We start from the raw sequence: 17,911 nt of genomic DNA, 5'->3' as shown, positions 1-17,911 counted from the left end.
TCCTCCTACTCATTGTTTTTCTTCGCTTTTTTGTTTTCATCAATACTCCTCAAATATTCGACCGATTGTGGAAGGAATGGGGCAATTCCTTTGTATTCAGCCATTGGTCCGGGAATATCCTGCAGTACGCTATATGTCAGATCAAACCACTCCTTGCGCAATGCCAAATCCTCTAGTGGCAGGAATTGAGTATTCAATACGAATAGAATGGCATTGCTTCGTGGCATGCGATAGAATTTTTGTTCTTCAACACGCAAACGAACAAGTTTACCTGCATTTTCCGGAGTTATTTCAGAACGTTGCGGTCCCCAGACATCCATCGTTTCATAGTTGACATCCCAACGGTCTGCCATCAGATTCCAGTTGATGCGTGTCCATGGCTTTCCTGGCTCGATGGATAATAAAAACTTACGAACGCGCTCTGCCAGTTCATCGCCTTTCCGCGATACAAATGGAACAGGTGCATGGATTTCATCAAAGGACATGCCTTTATTCCAGTTAGCCGAGAAGAGTGCGGCGTATGAAACTTGCCCCACTTCCAAATAGAAATTACTATCGCGGTGGACCATTAAAACAAAATCATTATGGAAGTGGCGGCCTATATAATCAAGCGGCTCATTTGGAAGCGTGCTGGCATCGCCATACACGAATGAATCGGTTTCCCCGAAAATGTGGTTCTTGAAAGTCCAGTTGTCCCCATCTTTACTGACCTCGAAATGCTCCGGATAGCGATCAGCTGCCATATCAATCAGCATTTCCAATACTTCCCATTGCATTTCCATTGTGTGTGGAAAAGATTGAAACCTAATATGCGGCTGTTCTTGAAGGAGACGACGCTTCGTTTCTACTTGGAGTTTGTATTCTGGTGTAACTTCAATACAGTTAATGTTTGAGAGTCTTTTCAAATCGTTTGAATAGCGATAGTTACCTGAAGTGAATGGAAATGGGAATGTATCTAAATCAGTTGTTTTGAAATCTAAACTTTGTGTAAACATTGAACAATCTCCTCTCGTACCCTAGATTCTTTAAAGTGAGTTTTTTTCTATTTAGCTTCCTTTAATTCCACGGATGGACGCTCCATGTCAACTTCAAAACGGAAAATGTATTTAGATGAAACATAATAAGTGACTAAAGCAACAAAGTATGTTGGAATTCCGGCAGCCGTATAAAGGAAAAAGTCACTTGCTTCAAAAGTCAATGGATTATAGAGTGCCCAGTAAACGATCGTTCCAATGACCACCGTGAGAACGGCAGACGGGTTAATGCCTTTCCAATAAGTATAAGAGCCTTGTGTGTCATACAAATCCCTTATTGAAATGCGTTGGCGCTTTACAAAAAAGTAATCTGCAACGACAATGCCGCCAAGTACAGCCATAATGAAGGAAATGACAGCAATGAATGAGCCAAATGCATCGTAGAACGTTGAGCTTAGAAGTAAGAATATAGTCGGTACGGTCGTTCCCATCGCAATCATCCATGATTTTTTCGGAAATACAGTTTTAAAGCTGACAGCTTGTGAGTACATAAGGAAAATGGCTGCCCCGACATTCCCTACCGAAAGTAAAATCAAGCCAATGAAGCCGCCCCAACTTCCTGCGATGGAAAACATCCAGTCAGAAGGATTAAGTGAACCAGCGACTAATGCAGCAAGGGCCCCAACTAAAGCAGCGATACAAACGATGATTCCATAGCTGTAGAATCCCGCTTTAAATGCGCCTCCTTCCGTTTTGGATAAACGGCTGTATTGGCCAAGATACGGAAGCCAGGAAAAGCCGAGACCGATATTTAATTCCAGGGCTGTCGCGAATGAACGAGAAGTCGTTTCAAAGGGTTCAGAAGGAAGTATATGGGCAACTTTCGTGAATCCCTGTCCAAACAAGACAATTGCGAGAAGGCCAAACATGAGAACCATAAAAACCGGTACGGCCACTGCGGTATATTTTTGAATCGCTACCGGTCCCCTCACGGTTACAAGAAATGCACAGATAAAGAGTAAAATCGAGAAAAACGGCGCCCCCATTGCTTGGCTTGAAAAAATGGCGGGCATACCCAACCAATTAGCAGCCTCTGCCAACGCCTGGCCGGACATAAAGAGCGCAATGGAAATGTAACCGAGAGTTAAAATAAGAAAAACAAAGAAAAAGATATTGGATCCTAAATACCCTAGTGAACTTCGAAACCCTACAAAAGTGTCTATGCCATAACGCGCAAAATAAAGGGTAATGGGAACAATCAACAGCATAGGGAAGGCGTTACCGAATAAAATCGCTGCAAGTGACTGCTTCGCGTCAAGCATTGTACCTGTATATCCGCCAGTCAACAGCCCAAAAGATGAGAGGCCAATAACAACTTGAACTAAAATTAAATCCCGTAGGTTAAAAATCCGGTCGTTTTTACTTGCCGGTAAGAACCCAAAGGCCACATCCTTTGAAATGGAGGAATTCTCTTTGCTCACACGCTTCTCTCCCAACTATTAAAATAATGATTGTATGGCTTGGAATAAGGCTGTCATTGTTCTTGGTGACCTAAACAACATTTCAGACAAATGAATAGATTAGGTAGGCGATGATTAAAATCATGAAAAAAATAGAACCTGTCGCATCACTCCATTTCATTTTTTCGATTTTCACGGCATCTTCCTGCTCATACGCATTGATCCGCTCATTCAAATCTGAATATAGATTTTTAATAAAGGGATCTTCAGAATTGATATTCTGTTGGAACTGATTCTCTTTATTCAAAATCGCTTCTCCCTCCTTTGCAATCATGCTTTCTAGTCCCTTCTCTTTACTTATTGCAATAACCATGCCAATCAGAAAACACCGTGCTAACAGGGTTTTCAAAAGGAAGAATATTCATTTTTGAAACTATTGAACAATTGTGAAATTTCTGTAATATAAAACTAGGAAGTTAAATGAAAGGCAGGTAGACATAAATGGATCACTTCACCTCTGCACTCTTGTCTATTTACGATCAGCTTATTGTGACAGATAAAAATGGCACCATCCTGAATTCGACAGGAACAGGGAATTCCTTATTCCATACAGTCAAATCCGCTAATGTCGGTGGTTCCATCAAGGATGTTGAACAAGATTTATTTTCTACTAGCTTGGCAGAAGAGATAATGGGCAAAAATGAGAAAAGATCTTTTATGCAGACCTCATGGCAGGGTCCAGAGCTGCTGATGACGGCATACCCGATTGAATCCGGTGCATGGGTCTGGGCTTACAAAGAAATTAAAGATTCCTATCCAGATACATCAAGGAGGCAATCGGGACCATTATTGGAATCGAAGAAGCCAACTTTTCCATTTGTGATCCGCAGTAAACCGATGCTTGATGTTCTGCATAAGATGCAAATGGTTTGTGATGTCAGCGCAACCGTCCTTTTATTGGGGGAATCCGGTGTAGGAAAGGAAATAGCCGCCAGGGCCATACATAATATGGGTAATAGAAGCGACGGACCATTTATTCCTGTCAATTGCGGCGCCATTCCGGAAAACCTGATTGAAAGCGAACTGTTTGGCTATGTAGAAGGGGCTTTTACCAGCGCACGGAAAGAAGGCGCCAAGGGAAAATTCACACTGGCCCATAAAGGTATCTTATTTTTGGATGAAGTGGGCGAGTTACCGCTTAACGTACAGGTAAAACTGCTTCGAGTCCTTCAGGAACGCGTTGTCACACCAATTGGAAGTACGACCTCACACCCTGTTGACATTCAAGTGATTGCCGCAACAAATAAATCGCTCGAAAAAATGGTGAAAAAAGGTGAATTCCGAGAAGACTTATATTATCGTCTTCATGTCGTGCCTATCCATCTTCCGCCGCTCAGGAATCGTGTGGATGAGATCCCCCACCTGGTTCAGTTTTTTTTACAAAAGTACAATACACTGTATAATCGAAAGGTAGCGTTCACCCCAGATGCAACCGACTTGCTTTGTATCTATCAATGGCCCGGTAACGTGCGCGAACTTGAAAATACAGTTGAGAGACTTGTAATTACTAGCGGAATACAGGAAGTGGATGTTGCTTTGGTTAAAGAGGTGCTTCCATTTAAAGGGCCCAAACCCCCTTCTCTACCTGTCATCGATTTCCTAATGCCTTTGCAGGAAGCAATTGACCTTGTGGAGGAACAACTCATCAACATGGCGATGGAACAATATAAATCATTGAAACTGGCTGCAAAGGTATTGGAAGTCAGCCAGCCGACGATGAGCAGGAAATATAAAAAATTACGAAATAAAATGGAAGAGGCACGCTTTTCCCCAGTGGATAAACGGGCCATTTTAGAAGAACAAATAAACCAGCGGCTTCGATCCATTGCCGTTGTAACCGCAGCTATCATTCCAGCTGAGGAGGTTATCAGTCTACAAAAAAATATGAACCGGCAAACTTCCTTTTCCCAGAAATTAAAACAAAAACTTACCATGATTCAAGAAAAGGAAGGCGTAATTGAATGGGTCTTTATATTTATCATGACGGAGGATGCACGTCTGATTCACCTCGTTGCAGACAAAGGCTTTGTAATTGAACCGGGGGAAGAATATATGGGTCCCCCGGAAATGGTCAATGTCGCTTACCAGGCGTTTAATGGTAAAGCAGGTGTTACCCCCATTTACGAAGACAGGTACGGTGAGTGGAAAACAAGCTTTGCGCCAATCATTGATGATGACGGCAATATCGTAGCTATTGTCGGATGTGATTACAGCAAAGCCTATTTCAATTCAGAAATGCAACGTCTCCGTAAGCAACTCAACATACATGTTTGATTTCAGAACTTGGGTAAAAAAAGAAAAGCTGATTACAGTAGCCGTTTTGAACGGGCTTCTGCAGTCAGCTTTTTCGTTATTATCAAACCATATATACATCATGAACGTTATGAAGGAATTAAAATGGCAGTAAGCTTATATAGGCATTATTGTATCCTGTTCCCCCTCAACCTCCCTTAAAAAGGAAACGGTTAAGAGGATTTGGCAGAGCATATGGATATTACAATGCTTTTAGGGAACAACCCAAAGACTTATTCCCATAATACAAATGAGTGCTATCAGCCTTTTTGCCATGAAATCTATATAATTTTCTCTTTGTTTTCTCTTTTTTTCACCAAAAAATAAGCAGTAATCAAGGCTGTAATAGGAATTATCAGGGCGACTCCTGTTCCAGCACAAAATATAGTGATCATTTCAGCACTGAATATTTTTGAGTTTACGATTTCTCCAACAGAATAGGATAAATCTTTAAACCATATAAGCAATGCCAAATAGCCTCCAAAGAAAGCAAAAAATAGTGTATTCGTAGATGTTCCTAAGATATCCCTTCCAATACTTAATCCAAATGCGAATAATTCTTTCTTACTAATGGATGGACGGTGATGATACATTTCTCGCATGGGAGATGCAATAGCCATGGCTGTATCGATAATCGCTCCAATAGTACTCATAATAATTACTGAAGCTCCAATTTTAACAAAATCTACCCCAATATAAAGGGAAAAGACGCTGAGCTCTTCTATTTCTTCTTCACCGAAACCTTGTATCATCGCATTTTCCGTCACAATGACAATAAAAAAGAGTACAATAACAATCGTGATAATAGTAGAAATGAATGCTGTTTTTGTTGTACTATTCACTTCGTTAATAAAAAATAAATTAATATAACTAATCACCGTACATGCAATCAATGTTACGATATACGGATCAATATTTGGATTAGTCATAAAAATGATGGTGAAAAGTAACACACCAAAGTTTAGGAACAAAGCAAAAAATGAACGTGCCCCTTTTTTTCCGCCAATCAAGATCATTAATATAAATAGTATAAACGCTAGCAACACTAATACATTCATTATCTTTCCCTCTTTCGATTAATGAAAAAAATAGAGACATATAGTCCGATTGGGATAGTTAACACGATTCCGATACCACCAGCTAGGGCACGGGCCAATTCCAATGTGAGGTTCATGGAAAGGGTAAATCCCAATGCAGAATCATTTTTCAAATACAAAATAATCATAGGAATGGAGCCACTTATATAGGCAAAAAACAAAATATTTGTCATGGTTCCCATTATGTCTTTTCCAATCTCTAATCCTGAAGTTTTAAGTGCTTTTACTGATATGTGGTTATTCTTTTCATACAACCCGAAAATCGAAGAAGACATGGTAATGGCTATATCCATGACAGCTCCTAAAGAACCGATAAATAACCCTGCCAAAAACACCATTTTATAAGGACGAGTGATAAATTGCATCTCTTCATATCGAAGGCCCTTTTCGGACGTTAACCACATAACAAGATAAGCAATGAGCAGAGATAAAAATGTCCCTAACAGTGTCGCAATAACGGCTGCATATGTTTTTTCATTAAAACCATTAACGAGTAAAAGGGAAAAAACCGTAAATAGTATGATGCTTATACTGCATATCAAAACCAAACCAATGTTTGATGTATTCAAATAAAAATCTAATGCATATGACAATAATATGGCATTGACTGCCAAACTAATAATTGAAAGCAGGCCTTGTTTTTTTCCAACGATAAGTAATGTCAAGATAAAAACCCATGCTACGATCAACACAAATTTATCCCGTTTTACGTCTTTTATGGTTCCAGTCAACTCTGAATTTCCTTTTGTCTTCGTATCAATCGAAACAAATAAATCATTTCCAACTCGATATTCTTGATCAAAAGCTCCGGATGAGGAATATTCATTCTTTAGATGAATAAGTTTTCCTTTTTCTTCTCCATTTTGTAATTCGGCTATTATACTCTGGGTAAATAGTCGATCTTCATTTTGATACATATCATTCAATTCAGTTGTATTTTCCAGATTTGTTTTAATGACTTTGGCTATTGGACGTTCATAGAATGAATAATTGTGATGAACAAAGAAAACAGACAAGACAAAACAAAGTGCTATGACGGCGTACAAAGAAACATGCTTGTTTCCCATTTTTTTAAATTTATTTACGATAACATTCAAAATAAAACCTCCAAATATCGGGTGGGCAAAAAAGGCAGGGAGGAGCCAGAATTGACTGACTCCACCCCGCCTTACTAGTATTTGATTTATTTATCTTATCATGAATGGATTTGGTTTGCGAAAACAAAGTCCGATTTACCTTCTTAACGTCTCCCCCGGTAAAATGGGAAGAAGCAAATTTCACAAAATACTTGTCAAGCCCCTCATTCCTATTTTTTCACTTCATTGTCAATATCATCAGTTGTGAAAAACTAAGGGCAGTACTACAATTCGTAAGTAGTATTGCCCTTAAATTCGTATAATAATCGTTTAATAAAATCGTGAATTTCAATAATACAATGAAAATCCTCTTCATTTAAATAGTGATGGGAAAAATGAAAATACCTAAATTCATTGCTTAGAGGGAAATTCCAAAGTTGGAGCAATGGAAGTAGTCATGCTCTAGATATCCACCATGCATCTCCCGCAAAAAAGGAGATACTAGATTTTATAATGACTACGATATTTATCACTTTTACTACCATCTTTTTCACTTTCTCCACCTAATTCATCATTAGAAAACGGTATTTCCTCTTCATTTTTTTTAACACAATACTTCAACGTTAAATCCTCCAGGCGCTTCTACGTAGAAAGTATATCTGTGTAAGTGTTGTGGAGGTTTTACCTTGAATCCATCATCCTTCAACAGCTGATTGATCCTGTCAACTTGTTCTTCATTTTCTTGTATGAATCCTACATGAAAAGTCTTGGGGTATTGTACATTGCTTCCTTTCATTAGTGTCAATATGGAACCATCATCATCTTTCATTGCGGCGAAACCATCTCCTCCACTTCCTGCACATGTCAATCCAAAATATGTTTCTAAAAACTCACGTGAAGCTGTAACATCATTAACTGTTAAATTTATGTGATTGATTTTCATTACTTCCCCCTATTCTTTTTTCCGTCTCCATCCGGTAAGATAGTTAGTCTTTCATATGCTTTCCCTCAGCATCATTAGAAAAGCGTTCCTGTTTAATAGAATTCTTATCACCCAATCTGCTGAAGCTTTTCCAGAAGGTAGTCGAGGCGGTAAAATTGTGAGGCACATCCTTGGACTACACCCATTTCCATTACTTGCTGAAGTCCCTCAACTGAAGCGAATCGAGAACGCATGATAAGTTTTGTCTTACCCTCGTGTTCAACAAACGTCAACGTTACCAGTGTAACTGGCATACCGTCGGCTGCGCTGCCTTCTTCATCTGCAAACATGTCCGTGAAGACAATCTTCTCCGGTACGATTATTTCTTGATAAACAGCTTTACCCCAAGATTCTTGGCCATAAAATTCACCTTGGGTTTCATCTGTGCACCGCATGCAATAATGCCATACACCGTCAGGCTTAAAATTAAACTCCCGATTTTCCGTTTGCCATCCACTCGGTCCCCACCATCCAGCCAAGTGCTCAGAATTTGAAAATGCTTTAAAAACATGTTCCCGCGGCCCGTCAAATATACGCTCCATGACAAGATCCCGCCCCTCTACGCTCGTTGTGATGTTATTAGTCACTTTGTTATCAGACATTTCAATTCCTCCTTCCTATTTTGTAAGATATTCCTTCTACTTCGTCACAATGTCAGTATTTTCCTCTCGATTCAGTAAATAATCATCCAAGTGACCGCAGCTACAAGAAAAAGGTCAACCAGTAAAGACTGGCTAACCTTTTAATACGAAGGAGCATCGATATAGCACTCTATTACAATATTTTTTCATTTTCAAAGTTAGTATTCGACTCCACTTTCTTAGCCAATTTAAATTTATAGAATAATATACAGGCTACCAAAAATCCTATTCCATAAAACAAACCAACTCGTTGGGTAGGGTCAAAGGCAAGGAATACTAAAATCAGCAAACAAAAGCCTAAACAAAACAACGGGACAAATGGGTAAAATGGTACTATGTATTGTAAGTCTTCCGTTTTACCACCTGCTTTAATAAATTTCTTTCTAAACATATATAGTGATAAAGCAATTCCCATCCATGAGATCGTTACGGAAATACCGGCTATGGACATAAGTATCACGAACACAGTATCCGCCGCAATGAAGCTAGTCAATAACGAGAGAAGCGAAAAGCATATCGTAAAAAGAAGGGCATTCAAAGGCACTTTCCTTTTGGACAATAGACCAAACACCTTTGGCGCCATCCCATCATGGGCCATCGACCAAAGCAACCTTGTAGATGCATAAAGACATGAATTCCCCACTGAAAGAATGGCTGTCAAAATAATGAAATTCATGATACCTGCTGCATAAGGAATCCCCGCAATCTTCATCAAAGTTACAAAAGGACTTTCCAATAAACCTAATTCCGAAGAAGGGAATATGGCGGAAAGGATGATAATGGACGAAATGTAAAAAACGATGATTCTAAATAATACGTTTCGAATGGCTTTAGGGATGTTTTCTTCAGGTTTTTCACTTTCACCTGCCGCTATTCCTATTAGTTCTGAGCCTTGATAAGAAAATATTACATTCATCATTGTTACAAAGATAATTGTAATGCCGCCTGCCGGAAAAAGACCGGAAGGAGCCAAATTCTCGAAGAATGGGGTCGGACGATCAGATAAAGAGACAAAACCAAAGATACCAGCGATTCCAATCAAGATAAACAAAATCACTGCAACGATTTTTATTCCAGCGAACCAATATTCCGCCTCTGCAAAACCTCTTGTCGTTAATGCATTCAATGTAAATAAAAGCACTATGAACGCAGCACACCAAATCCAGGTAGGACTATGGGGGAACCATTGTTTCATCAATATTCCTGCTGCCGTAAATTCAACTCCTGCAGTTGCGGCTGAACCTACGAAATACATCCATCCTAGAGAGAAACCGGCAGAAGGCCCAATATATTCGGTAGCATACTTTTGGAATGATCCTGTAACCGGCATATGAACGGCTAGCTCGCCCAGGCAAACCATGACCATATACAAAATAAGACCGCCGGCTAGGTAACCGACCAAGGCACCTCCTGGCCCCGCTTGGTTAATTGTATAGCCTGCATTTAAAAAAAGACCTGTACCAATTACGCCGCCAAGTGAAAGCATAAATAAATGGCGTCTTTTCATTGAGCGTTGCAGCTGATCATTATTCTCCAGTCCATACCCCATATAATCACGTCCTTATTTTATCTATTAAGCATATGCCTTCTCCCAAACCAACTTAGAACCTCAATGAAAGACAACTAAGCCCGCCATCTTGTTTTTGAAATTCTGACATTTCCACTTCAATCACTGTGTATCCCAAATCTTCAATTTTTTTCTTTGTACCCTCAAATCCTTTAGGGACAATAACGCAATCGTTCATTCTGACGCAGTTACCGGAATATTCTTCTTCCTGTTTTACGGTTATTTGATTGAAGCTAGTAAAAGCCTCGTGATTAATGAATTCCCCTGCCACTAATAAATTATTGTCTCCCAGGTAATTGACGCCCGTTTTTAAATGAAAGAATTTCTTAAGGGGAATGATGGTCGTGCCATAACCATATTTACCCATAATATCTTTGAACTGCAGAGCACCAGCTTCATTTGTTCTAGTTGAAAGACCAACATAGAAGTGATCTTCAACTTGCATTACATCTCCGCCATCTAACATACCTGGAGATTGAATATATTCGATTGTGTCATAAAAGTCCTTTAAAACTTCTTTCATTTCATTAATCTCACCATTCCGGCTTTCTGCACCAGGATTGGTTACAAGGGCACATTTTGGCGTCAACACCGCGGTATCTTCCACAAACGTGGAATCAGGGTATCTCTCATCCGATTCGAGAACGGTCACTTTCACACCGCAGCGTTTTAATGCTTCTACATAAGCCTCGTGTTGTACAAGCGCTTTTTCATAATCCGGGTTTCCTAAATCCGATGTTGTTAATCCATTTACAAAACTTTTTCCAATCTTTCTTACAATCGCGTGATTAAACATATATATTCCTCCTGAATAGGTAGCTTATTTTTTAAAAATTCGGTAAATTAACCTTTTTACTGTTCAAGCAGCTGCTTAACTATGACAAAAGCGAGAGAATAGGCAACCGAAAGCCTTTCTTAACTATAATGGGTGTCCCTTCTGAGCCCATGCTTTCTCAATTATTTTGATGACCGCATAATTTATCCGCTATTCCTACAAAATATCTTACTCCATACCCTAAAGCCTTCTCATCGATTTTAAATTTAGGATGGTGCAAGGGATAAGCTTTTCCAAACTCATTATCATGGACGCCTAGAAATTGCATGGAAGAGGGAACGATTTCGGAAAAAGCCGAAAAATCTTCTGTCCCAAACATAGGATCATCAACCTGGATGATATTATTTTCTTCAAAAATCCCCTCCATGACCGTTCTTGAAATATCAACGGCAGCTTTATCATTTACCACTGCTGGATACCCTAAATACCAAGTGACTTCACATTTTGCCCCATGCGCTTCTGAAATCCCCTTAACGATTTGCTCTAGATACTCCCTTGCTTTCACTCGGCTATCAGAGTCCAAGGAACGAATGGTTCCACCGATTTCTGCATATTCAGGTATGACATTGAGCGCACTTCCGGAATGGAACTGGGTGACTGAAATGACAGGTGTCCTAAGAGCTGAAATTTTTCTGGAAACGATATGTTGAATATTCGTCGTGATTTCTGCACCAATGATAAGCGGATCTACCGTTAATTCCGGAGTCGACGCATGACCGCCCTGACCAATAATTTTAATTTCAAAATCATCGGCTGCTGCACAAAATACCCCTTCCCTTAAACATATTGTTCCTGTTCGTTCATAAGGAGTAACATGCAGTGCGAATGCATAATCCACTCCTTCCATGACCCCTTTTTTCACCAATTCCTGAGCTCCTCCTGGCAGAACTTCTTCGGCGTGTTGGAAAATAAACCTGATTTCCCCATTAATTGCATCTTTTTTTCCAGAGAGGACTTTAGCAGCACCTAATAACATCGCAGCATGTGCATCATGTCCGCAAGCATGCATAACCCCAGGATTTTTTGATTTATATTCAATATCTGCTTCCTCTTCAATCGGGAGTGCATCAATATCTGCACGAAAGGAAATGGTATTCGATTTTCGGGGTGATTTTTTAGCTCCTTTGAGAACCGCTAAAACGCTCGTTTCGGTAGGTCTTGTCACTTCTAATCCTGTAAAGGTTTTTAATTTCCTATAGATGAATTCGGAAGTCTGGTGCTCCTGATACGAGAGCTCGGGATTTTCATGAAAATGACGCCTCCATGAAACCACTTCATCCACAACTGTCTCCTGTATTGTCTTCATCATAAATGCCTCCTCCATCCCATAGCGCCAATATTCTGATTTTTAATCTTTAAAAAGGGCCATACTGTATGCTTTGAGCAATGATCAAAAAGATAATCGCTATCGCAACCTGAATCAAAAGATAGGGAAATACCCATTTTACCCATTTCGTAAATGATATGCCTGCCACTGCCAGTCCAGCCAATAGCACTCCAGAAGTCGGAAATATCATATTCGATATCCCATCCCCTAATTGGAAAGCTAAAACTGCCGTTTGTCTTGTCACACCCATTATATCCGCTAATGGAGCCATGATCGGCATCGTCAATGCTGCTTGTCCACTTCCGGATGGAACAATGAAGTTAAGGAATAATTGGACAATGAACATTCCGATTGCATTTATGGCGGGAGGAAGCTGCTCAACCAATCCTGCAGCATAATATAAAATAGTATCAAGCAATCCGCCACTTGTAATGATGACCAAGATTGTCTGCGCAACGCCTATTATCAATGCCCCTGAAACCATATCGCCTGCTCCCGAAATAAAACCATTAGCCATCTTGGACGGAGTTAAGCCTCCAATTAGGCCCATTATGATCCCGCTTAATAAAAACAAGCCGCCAATTTCACTTATATACCATCCTAATTTAATAACTCCATATACTAATAGAATGAAATTCACCAATAAAATAATTAAAGCAGCGCAATGTCTTTTGCTCATCCTAAAGTTTTTATCAAGGTGTGCATGTTCTTCACGCCTGAATTTCCCATACTCCCCCAGTTCAGGGTTTCTTTTAACCTTCATGGCATGGAAATAGATGTACAATACTGTAACGACATAAAACACCGCAAGAAGAGCGATTCGTAATCCCATTCCTGAATACATGGGCAATTCAGCAATGCTTTGGGCAACTCCAACATTAAATGGGTTCGTAATGCCCGAAATGAATCCAGTCGCCAATGTTCCAAGGATGACGATCGCAAAACCAGTAAGTGCATCAAAGCCTAATGCAATCGTCATCGGAACAATGATTGCGATATAAACTAATGCATCTTCAGCAGACCCGATCAGTGTCCCTAACGATGCGAAGATTAATACCATCAACGGAATAAGCAATTTCTCTTTTGTTCCGAATCGGACAGCCACAAACTTAATGAAAGAATCCAGTGCCCCTGTTGCCTGCATGATTCCCAGTGCTCCGCCAAACAAAAAGACGAACAAGATTATTGACGCTCCTTCAATCATCCCTGCGTGAATACTGCTGAACATTTCCAATAATCCCACTGGTGTTGATTCAACGAATTCAAAAGAAGCAGGATCGACTACACTTCGGCCATCCTTTTCAATTCTCTCATATTGGCCAGCTGGTAAGATATATGTTAAAACCGTCACTATTACAATTACGATAAACATTAATACAAAAGGATTAATCCCATTTTCCGGTAACTGCGTTAGTTGGTTAAGTGGCTTATTATTCGGATTAAGCGGCTCGGAAGTGATTTGACCACCAGGCAGGTCATTCATATAAATACCCCCAGTTAAAGTTTTATACTTTTAATCCAGTTCTCCTGTCGGACCATCACTTCTCTACCAAACACTTAAACATACTCTTTATTAACTTTTCCAGCATAACCGGCGTATGGACGAAGGCGCTATCGATGTGAAGGCGCTCAGTACGCTGGTGTGCATCCTTGCCGAACGGACCCACATTAAGTACGGGTGCCTGAAGTTTTTGCATATCGGCAAAAGGAATGCTGTAAGTATCGCCCCAGACTGGTGTATTTTTTTCAAAAGCCGTCCAGCCATCGGACTCATCACTATATTGAACATAGCTTAAATCGCAAAGGCCATTAAAATAATGAATTTGGCTGACTTCACAATCAAGCAAGCTGGCAGTTTCCTTCATTAATTTCACAGATTTGATGATAAGCGGATCATCGGACGTATTGACGGCTGGATAATATGGCGGTGCAAACAACAATACAATGGCGGGTGAAAGCTCCTGACATTGTATCATCAATTTTTCAGCGATCCGCACTGATTTTTCCCGCTCATCCAAATCGGTGTTTCCTTTAACTTCACTCTTTATTTCCTCAACAAACCTCCCGCCAAATTTACCCTCGGCATATGAAAGTAACTTTTCATAGCGCAACACTTGTACTTCGCCTACACCTTCAATTTGTTCACGTAGACAAAGCTCTTTATAAGATTCATTGCATTTCATCGCTGCTTCGTTTGCAACCTGCTCGAATAGATCCATTATTTCTGCAGCTGTTCTTTTCATGATGAACACATTATAAAGCGCTGCTGCCCGATAAGGTGTCTGTGTTGAATATTGTAGTTTTAGATCTTTTTGCTGAAGCGATACTGGTAAAGGTGTTTCCTCGCCAAGGTCACTTTCCAGAAAAAGAGTGTTCCACTCCATGAGCTGCGTGAGGAACGAGGCTATATAGTTGGCCGTTATGCCCTTTAATGGCTCACCTACATGAGTTTCTTTCCCATAAAAAAGGGCAGCCGGCATGATTTTCCCCAAAGTTCCTGAATAAATATAATGTCTATTATCGCCCGGTTTCTGTGAAAAGGACGGTTCACTATTAAAAAACATTTTATAGGAAAGGTCATATTTATCACGTAAAGTCACAAGTTCTTTAACTGCAGCCCTCATTCCCGCAGAATTCACTTCCTCATCTGGAACCGTTAACAGCAGGAGATTGATCGGCCATTGTTCGATGCTTGCCTTTTCGATGATAGCCATATGAAGGGCAAGCCCCATTTTCATATCCATCGTTCCTCTGCCAAACAAGTACTTTCCTGATTCCAGATCAATGCGAGCTTCTTCCGGCAGTTCATCTTTCCTGTCATGAAGTTTTTTCGTGAGCTCCTCTGGTTGAAATGCAAGAGACTCAAGATCACCGTATTCTTCAGTATGAACCGTATCAAAATGGCTAATTAATACAACAGTCTCCTTGCTATCGGGATGTTTATAAAAGGCATTGACAAAATTCCTTCCTAAATCTGCCTCGTGAAGCGATAAGTATGCCGGATTCCTTTTAAAATAATCAAGCTCCCTTAATTTCTCTTGTACTTTATAAGGGAACATCCGCTCCCCTGGTGTAAGAGAACGGCTTTCCCAGCTAACAAGTTCACACAACAAAGCACGGAGCGTTTCTGGAGTACCCCATAGTAATTGACTCATTCCAATCCCCCTTCATCATTATTTGCACGCACCACCGGGCAGGTTAAACAGGTAGGACCGCCAGTGCCTTTGAAACTGATTTCAGTCCCTTTGTACTCATAAACTGTTGCTCCCGCATCAATAAGCCTTTGCTTCGTGTAAGCGTTCCCAGAAGATATCACGCAAACCCGCGGAGCGATGGCAAGCACATTACAACCCAAGTTCAAGTACTCATCAACCGGCACTTCGATAAGCTGAATGCCTCGTTCAATAAGCAGTTTTCTAAAAAAGACAGGCATAAGACGGGAATGAACTACCGCTAAATCATGGTCGACCATACTGATGAAAGACATAAGATGGAGACACTCTGCCTCTCCTTGATCATGCGGAAGCTGAACTACGATGAATTCATCCACAAGATGTGCGGTCATTTCCTTTAATTTCCGAATGGCTTCAGCGTTTGTACGATAACCATGTCCGACAACCAAGGTCTTATCATCAAGCCAAACGATATCACCCCCATCCGCGACCGCATCACCCGTTAAATACCCAATGATCGGGATGTTCTTTTCCTTACAAAATTCCTTGTATACATTCGCTTCAGGCTGCCTCGATTCTTTCCCGGACTTTAAAATGATGGCCCCTTGGCTTGTGAATTTGACCGGGTCATGCGCATATAAGGAATCAATGCCGACTACCGAAGATGCTGGCAAATAATCGATGTTTGGAACATATTTCTCCAAAATGGAAATAAAGTCACGATACTCCGTTAGCGCTTCGTTGAAATCTGGCTCTTCCAGAAAGTTGAAGTTCCGCCATGTTTGGCTTAAATGCTCTTGACTAATGAAAGCTTCTTTCGGATGTTTTACAATGACATGTTCCAATGGTTTGTACATGGACGAACAATAAGTCACTGCCTCCCCCTCCTTTTCCGCATATCGGAAAACGTTTCCGCTAATAGGAATTTTTTCTTTTATTATAAATTTAGTTTTGTTATAATGTCAATATGTTTTAAATTTTCAAATAAATTAATACTTCATTTAACTTGGATTGAAAGATAGGTGGTTTGTTTATGCAATCAATTGACCGTGCAATGAACGTTATAAAGGTGCTGGTATCCAATTCATCGGAAAACTGGCTGTCAATTACGGAACTTTCCCAAGAATGTGATCTTCCTGTCAGCTCCATGCATCGTTTGTTAAAAGCAATGTCCTTGCATGGATTAATTCAACAGGACGGGCAATCCAAACAATATGGTTTGGGGAATATTTGGCTCGAATATGGTTTACGTATGTATGACAAAATGGATTATATTAGCCAAATAAGGCCTGAACTGGAAAGGCTGATGAACAAAGTGGAAGAAAGCGTCTATCTTAGCCAACCAGTCGGGATGGAATCACTCGTAATCGAAAGAATCGACAGTGAAAAAAGCCAAATCCGGGTTTATGACCAGCTTGGCTCACGAGTACCTATGCATATCGGCGCTGCCAATAAAGCGATGCTCGCCTATATGCCATATAATCAAACAAAAAAAATCGTGGATACTCTTCTGCCACCTCAAGAAAGAGCAGCTTTTTGGGATATATTGCAAGAGACTAAAATGAAGGGACATGGAATCAGTCACAGTGAAAGAACAGAGGGAACATGTTCTGTTGCCGTGCCGATATTGAACCATTTTGGGGAAGTTCACGGTGCGGTGAGCATTGGTTTTGTCAGCTTTAACCTGACAGATGAAAGACTTGATTTCCTCATTAAGAATGTGATGGAAACTGGCAATAGGGTTTCTGCAAAATTGGGGTATAGGGGAACATGAAAATAAGAGAGCAGTGGAGGGTTATCGGATAAGCCGAAAAAGAAGATGAATCATTTCATCTTCTTTTCGTTTATATATCAATCGCTGCCGGTCACGAATAAATCTTCCCTGAAATAGGCGAGGACCTCGCCGGCCACCACTGGTTCGCCCTCCAATACCTCCAATGATTCTATTTTCCCGCTTACACCAATATCAATGATTTCCACACTTCCATCTGCCTTCTTAACCTGAAATAATTGTTCCCATTCGTAAAATCTGGAGTTTTTGGATATTGAAATTTTTTCAATCCTGCCATCACAAGGGCTAAGAATCACATCTACGTACATTTATATCATTCCTTCCTTCAGTATTCTTCAAAATGAAATGGGGTTTGTAAAACTAACTTGAGAAAGTTTTGGAACTCAGATATATCTTCTTGTTCAATGCCAAGGGTCGGAGCCCAGTATTGATCTAAATTAATATCATTGGCACAAAGCAGGATCATTCTTCCGCTTTTCATGGAAGTCACCATTGCTTTACCGAAAAACTGGGCCGAATATACAATGGTCACATCATATCGATAATCTTGTGACAATAAGCAATAATGATGAATGGCCTGGTTTTCTTTATTTTCGGAAAGAATATCAAAATTCAACGGATTGCCTCCTTTCTTG

Annotated in this window: 17 protein-coding genes; 2 read left to right on the top strand and 15 right to left on the bottom strand. The window is 40.2% G+C overall.

What is annotated here, in order from left to right; genetic code table 11:
* Window positions 1-5: 5 nt before the first annotated feature.
* The 3 genes from ACIQ0C_RS03755 to ACIQ0C_RS03745 form a co-directional block, all read right to left on the bottom strand.
* Window positions 6-995: a heme-dependent oxidative N-demethylase family protein gene (locus ACIQ0C_RS03755; protein ID WP_403057005.1), complete on the bottom strand. Its 990-nt coding sequence runs from the start codon at window positions 993-995 to the stop codon at window positions 6-8.
* 47 nt (window positions 996-1,042) lie between these two features.
* Complete coding sequence (locus ACIQ0C_RS03750; RefSeq protein ID WP_403057002.1) at window positions 1,043-2,455, bottom strand: purine-cytosine permease family protein; 1,413 nt, start codon at window positions 2,453-2,455, stop codon at window positions 1,043-1,045.
* 82 nt (window positions 2,456-2,537) lie between these two features.
* Window positions 2,538-2,768 (bottom strand): hypothetical protein, encoded by a 231-nt coding sequence (locus ACIQ0C_RS03745; protein WP_034307744.1) that lies wholly within the window; start codon window positions 2,766-2,768, stop codon window positions 2,538-2,540.
* 167 nt (window positions 2,769-2,935) lie between these two features.
* On the opposite strand from ACIQ0C_RS03745, the gene ACIQ0C_RS03740 reads away from it, so the two are divergent.
* A complete protein-coding gene (locus tag ACIQ0C_RS03740; RefSeq protein ID WP_403056998.1) occupies window positions 2,936-4,768 on the top strand; it encodes a sigma-54 interaction domain-containing protein in 1,833 nt (610 codons plus the stop codon).
* A gap of 299 nt (window positions 4,769-5,067) precedes the next feature.
* On the opposite strand, the gene ACIQ0C_RS03735 is transcribed toward ACIQ0C_RS03740, so the two are convergent.
* The 10 genes from ACIQ0C_RS03735 to ACIQ0C_RS03690 all read right to left on the bottom strand — a co-directional run bounded on the left by ACIQ0C_RS03735 (window position 5,068) and on the right by ACIQ0C_RS03690 (window position 16,341).
* Complete coding sequence (locus ACIQ0C_RS03735) at window positions 5,068-5,844, bottom strand: YibE/F family protein (RefSeq protein ID WP_403056995.1); 777 nt, start codon at window positions 5,842-5,844, stop codon at window positions 5,068-5,070.
* The gene (locus ACIQ0C_RS03730) at window positions 5,844-6,980 is read right to left on the bottom strand and encodes a YibE/F family protein (protein ID WP_403056992.1); all 1,137 of its coding nucleotides are present in this window, start codon (window positions 6,978-6,980) and stop codon (window positions 5,844-5,846) included. The genes ACIQ0C_RS03735 and ACIQ0C_RS03730 overlap by 1 nt, the downstream gene beginning before the upstream one ends.
* A gap of 583 nt (window positions 6,981-7,563) precedes the next feature.
* On the bottom strand, window positions 7,564-7,902 hold the full coding sequence (locus ACIQ0C_RS03725; RefSeq protein ID WP_403056989.1) for a VOC family protein: 339 nt from the start codon (window positions 7,900-7,902) through the stop codon (window positions 7,564-7,566).
* A gap of 107 nt (window positions 7,903-8,009) precedes the next feature.
* Window positions 8,010-8,543, bottom strand: coding sequence for an SRPBCC family protein (locus tag ACIQ0C_RS03720; protein ID WP_403056986.1), 534 nt, complete (start codon window positions 8,541-8,543; stop codon window positions 8,010-8,012).
* Between the two features lie 172 nt (window positions 8,544-8,715).
* Window positions 8,716-10,131 (bottom strand): amino acid permease, encoded by a 1,416-nt coding sequence (locus ACIQ0C_RS03715; protein ID WP_403056983.1) that lies wholly within the window; start codon window positions 10,129-10,131, stop codon window positions 8,716-8,718.
* 52 nt (window positions 10,132-10,183) lie between these two features.
* Window positions 10,184-10,945, bottom strand: coding sequence for a dimethylarginine dimethylaminohydrolase family protein (locus ACIQ0C_RS03710; protein WP_402840234.1), 762 nt, complete (start codon window positions 10,943-10,945; stop codon window positions 10,184-10,186).
* Window positions 10,946-11,102: 157 nt separating this feature from the next.
* A complete protein-coding gene (locus ACIQ0C_RS03705) occupies window positions 11,103-12,293 on the bottom strand; it encodes an amidohydrolase (protein ID WP_403056980.1) in 1,191 nt (396 codons plus the stop codon).
* Window positions 12,294-12,339: 46 nt separating this feature from the next.
* Window positions 12,340-13,683, bottom strand: a complete 1,344-nt coding sequence (locus ACIQ0C_RS03700; RefSeq protein WP_402840273.1) for a YfcC family protein — start codon at window positions 13,681-13,683, stop codon at window positions 12,340-12,342.
* A gap of 166 nt (window positions 13,684-13,849) precedes the next feature.
* Window positions 13,850-15,466 carry a M20/M25/M40 family metallo-hydrolase gene (locus ACIQ0C_RS03695; RefSeq protein ID WP_403056977.1) on the bottom strand — a complete coding sequence of 539 codons (1,617 nt, stop codon included), beginning with the start codon at window positions 15,464-15,466 and terminating at the stop codon, window positions 13,850-13,852.
* Complete coding sequence (locus tag ACIQ0C_RS03690) at window positions 15,463-16,341, bottom strand: dimethylarginine dimethylaminohydrolase family protein (RefSeq protein ID WP_403057122.1); 879 nt, start codon at window positions 16,339-16,341, stop codon at window positions 15,463-15,465. Before ACIQ0C_RS03690 ends, ACIQ0C_RS03695 begins: the two co-directional genes overlap by 4 nt.
* A gap of 176 nt (window positions 16,342-16,517) precedes the next feature.
* On the opposite strand from ACIQ0C_RS03690, the gene ACIQ0C_RS03685 reads away from it, so the two are divergent.
* Complete coding sequence (locus ACIQ0C_RS03685) at window positions 16,518-17,258, top strand: IclR family transcriptional regulator (RefSeq protein ID WP_402840226.1); 741 nt, start codon at window positions 16,518-16,520, stop codon at window positions 17,256-17,258.
* A gap of 77 nt (window positions 17,259-17,335) precedes the next feature.
* Here ACIQ0C_RS03685 and ACIQ0C_RS03680 read toward each other — a convergent pair whose 3' ends face one another.
* Both ACIQ0C_RS03680 and ACIQ0C_RS03675 read right to left on the bottom strand, forming a co-directional pair.
* Window positions 17,336-17,584 (bottom strand): biotin/lipoyl attachment domain-containing protein, encoded by a 249-nt coding sequence (locus ACIQ0C_RS03680; protein WP_402840224.1) that lies wholly within the window; start codon window positions 17,582-17,584, stop codon window positions 17,336-17,338.
* Between the two features lie 17 nt (window positions 17,585-17,601).
* A complete protein-coding gene (locus ACIQ0C_RS03675) occupies window positions 17,602-17,892 on the bottom strand; it encodes an SAV0927 family protein (protein WP_403056973.1) in 291 nt (96 codons plus the stop codon).
* Window positions 17,893-17,911: the final 19 nt, after the last annotated feature.

This window comes from Peribacillus sp. NPDC096448, assembly GCF_044762675.1.
Classification (GTDB): Bacteria; Bacillota; Bacilli; order Bacillales; family DSM-1321; genus Peribacillus; species Peribacillus frigoritolerans_B.
Note: the sequence above shows the minus strand (reverse complement) of the source record. Positions and strands in the feature narration are given on the sequence as shown.

What these genes read in the sequence shown, in the direction of transcription:
- ACIQ0C_RS03755 (WP_403057005.1), bottom strand. Translation starts at nt 995, where the DNA reads ATGTTTACACAAAGTTTAGATTTCAAAACAACTGATTTAGATACATTC.
- ACIQ0C_RS03745 (WP_034307744.1), bottom strand. Translation starts at nt 2,768, where the DNA reads ATGATTGCAAAGGAGGGAGAAGCGATTTTGAATAAAGAGAATCAGTTC.
- ACIQ0C_RS03740 (WP_403056998.1), top strand. Translation starts at nt 2,936, where the DNA reads ATGGATCACTTCACCTCTGCACTCTTGTCTATTTACGATCAGCTTATT.
- ACIQ0C_RS03735 (WP_403056995.1), bottom strand. Translation starts at nt 5,844, where the DNA reads ATGAATGTATTAGTGTTGCTAGCGTTTATACTATTTATATTAATGATC.
- ACIQ0C_RS03725 (WP_403056989.1), bottom strand. Translation starts at nt 7,902, where the DNA reads ATGAAAATCAATCACATAAATTTAACAGTTAATGATGTTACAGCTTCA.
- ACIQ0C_RS03720 (WP_403056986.1), bottom strand. Translation starts at nt 8,543, where the DNA reads ATGTCTGATAACAAAGTGACTAATAACATCACAACGAGCGTAGAGGGG.
- ACIQ0C_RS03715 (WP_403056983.1), bottom strand. Translation starts at nt 10,131, where the DNA reads ATGGGGTATGGACTGGAGAATAATGATCAGCTGCAACGCTCAATGAAA.
- ACIQ0C_RS03710 (WP_402840234.1), bottom strand. Translation starts at nt 10,945, where the DNA reads ATGTTTAATCACGCGATTGTAAGAAAGATTGGAAAAAGTTTTGTAAAT.
- ACIQ0C_RS03705 (WP_403056980.1), bottom strand. Translation starts at nt 12,293, where the DNA reads ATGATGAAGACAATACAGGAGACAGTTGTGGATGAAGTGGTTTCATGG.
- ACIQ0C_RS03700 (WP_402840273.1), bottom strand. Translation starts at nt 13,683, where the DNA reads ATGTTTATCGTAATTGTAATAGTGACGGTTTTAACATATATCTTACCA.
- ACIQ0C_RS03695 (WP_403056977.1), bottom strand. Translation starts at nt 15,466, where the DNA reads ATGAGTCAATTACTATGGGGTACTCCAGAAACGCTCCGTGCTTTGTTG.
- ACIQ0C_RS03690 (WP_403057122.1), bottom strand. Translation starts at nt 16,341, where the DNA reads ATGTACAAACCATTGGAACATGTCATTGTAAAACATCCGAAAGAAGCT.
- ACIQ0C_RS03685 (WP_402840226.1), top strand. Translation starts at nt 16,518, where the DNA reads ATGCAATCAATTGACCGTGCAATGAACGTTATAAAGGTGCTGGTATCC.
- ACIQ0C_RS03680 (WP_402840224.1), bottom strand. Translation starts at nt 17,584, where the DNA reads ATGTACGTAGATGTGATTCTTAGCCCTTGTGATGGCAGGATTGAAAAA.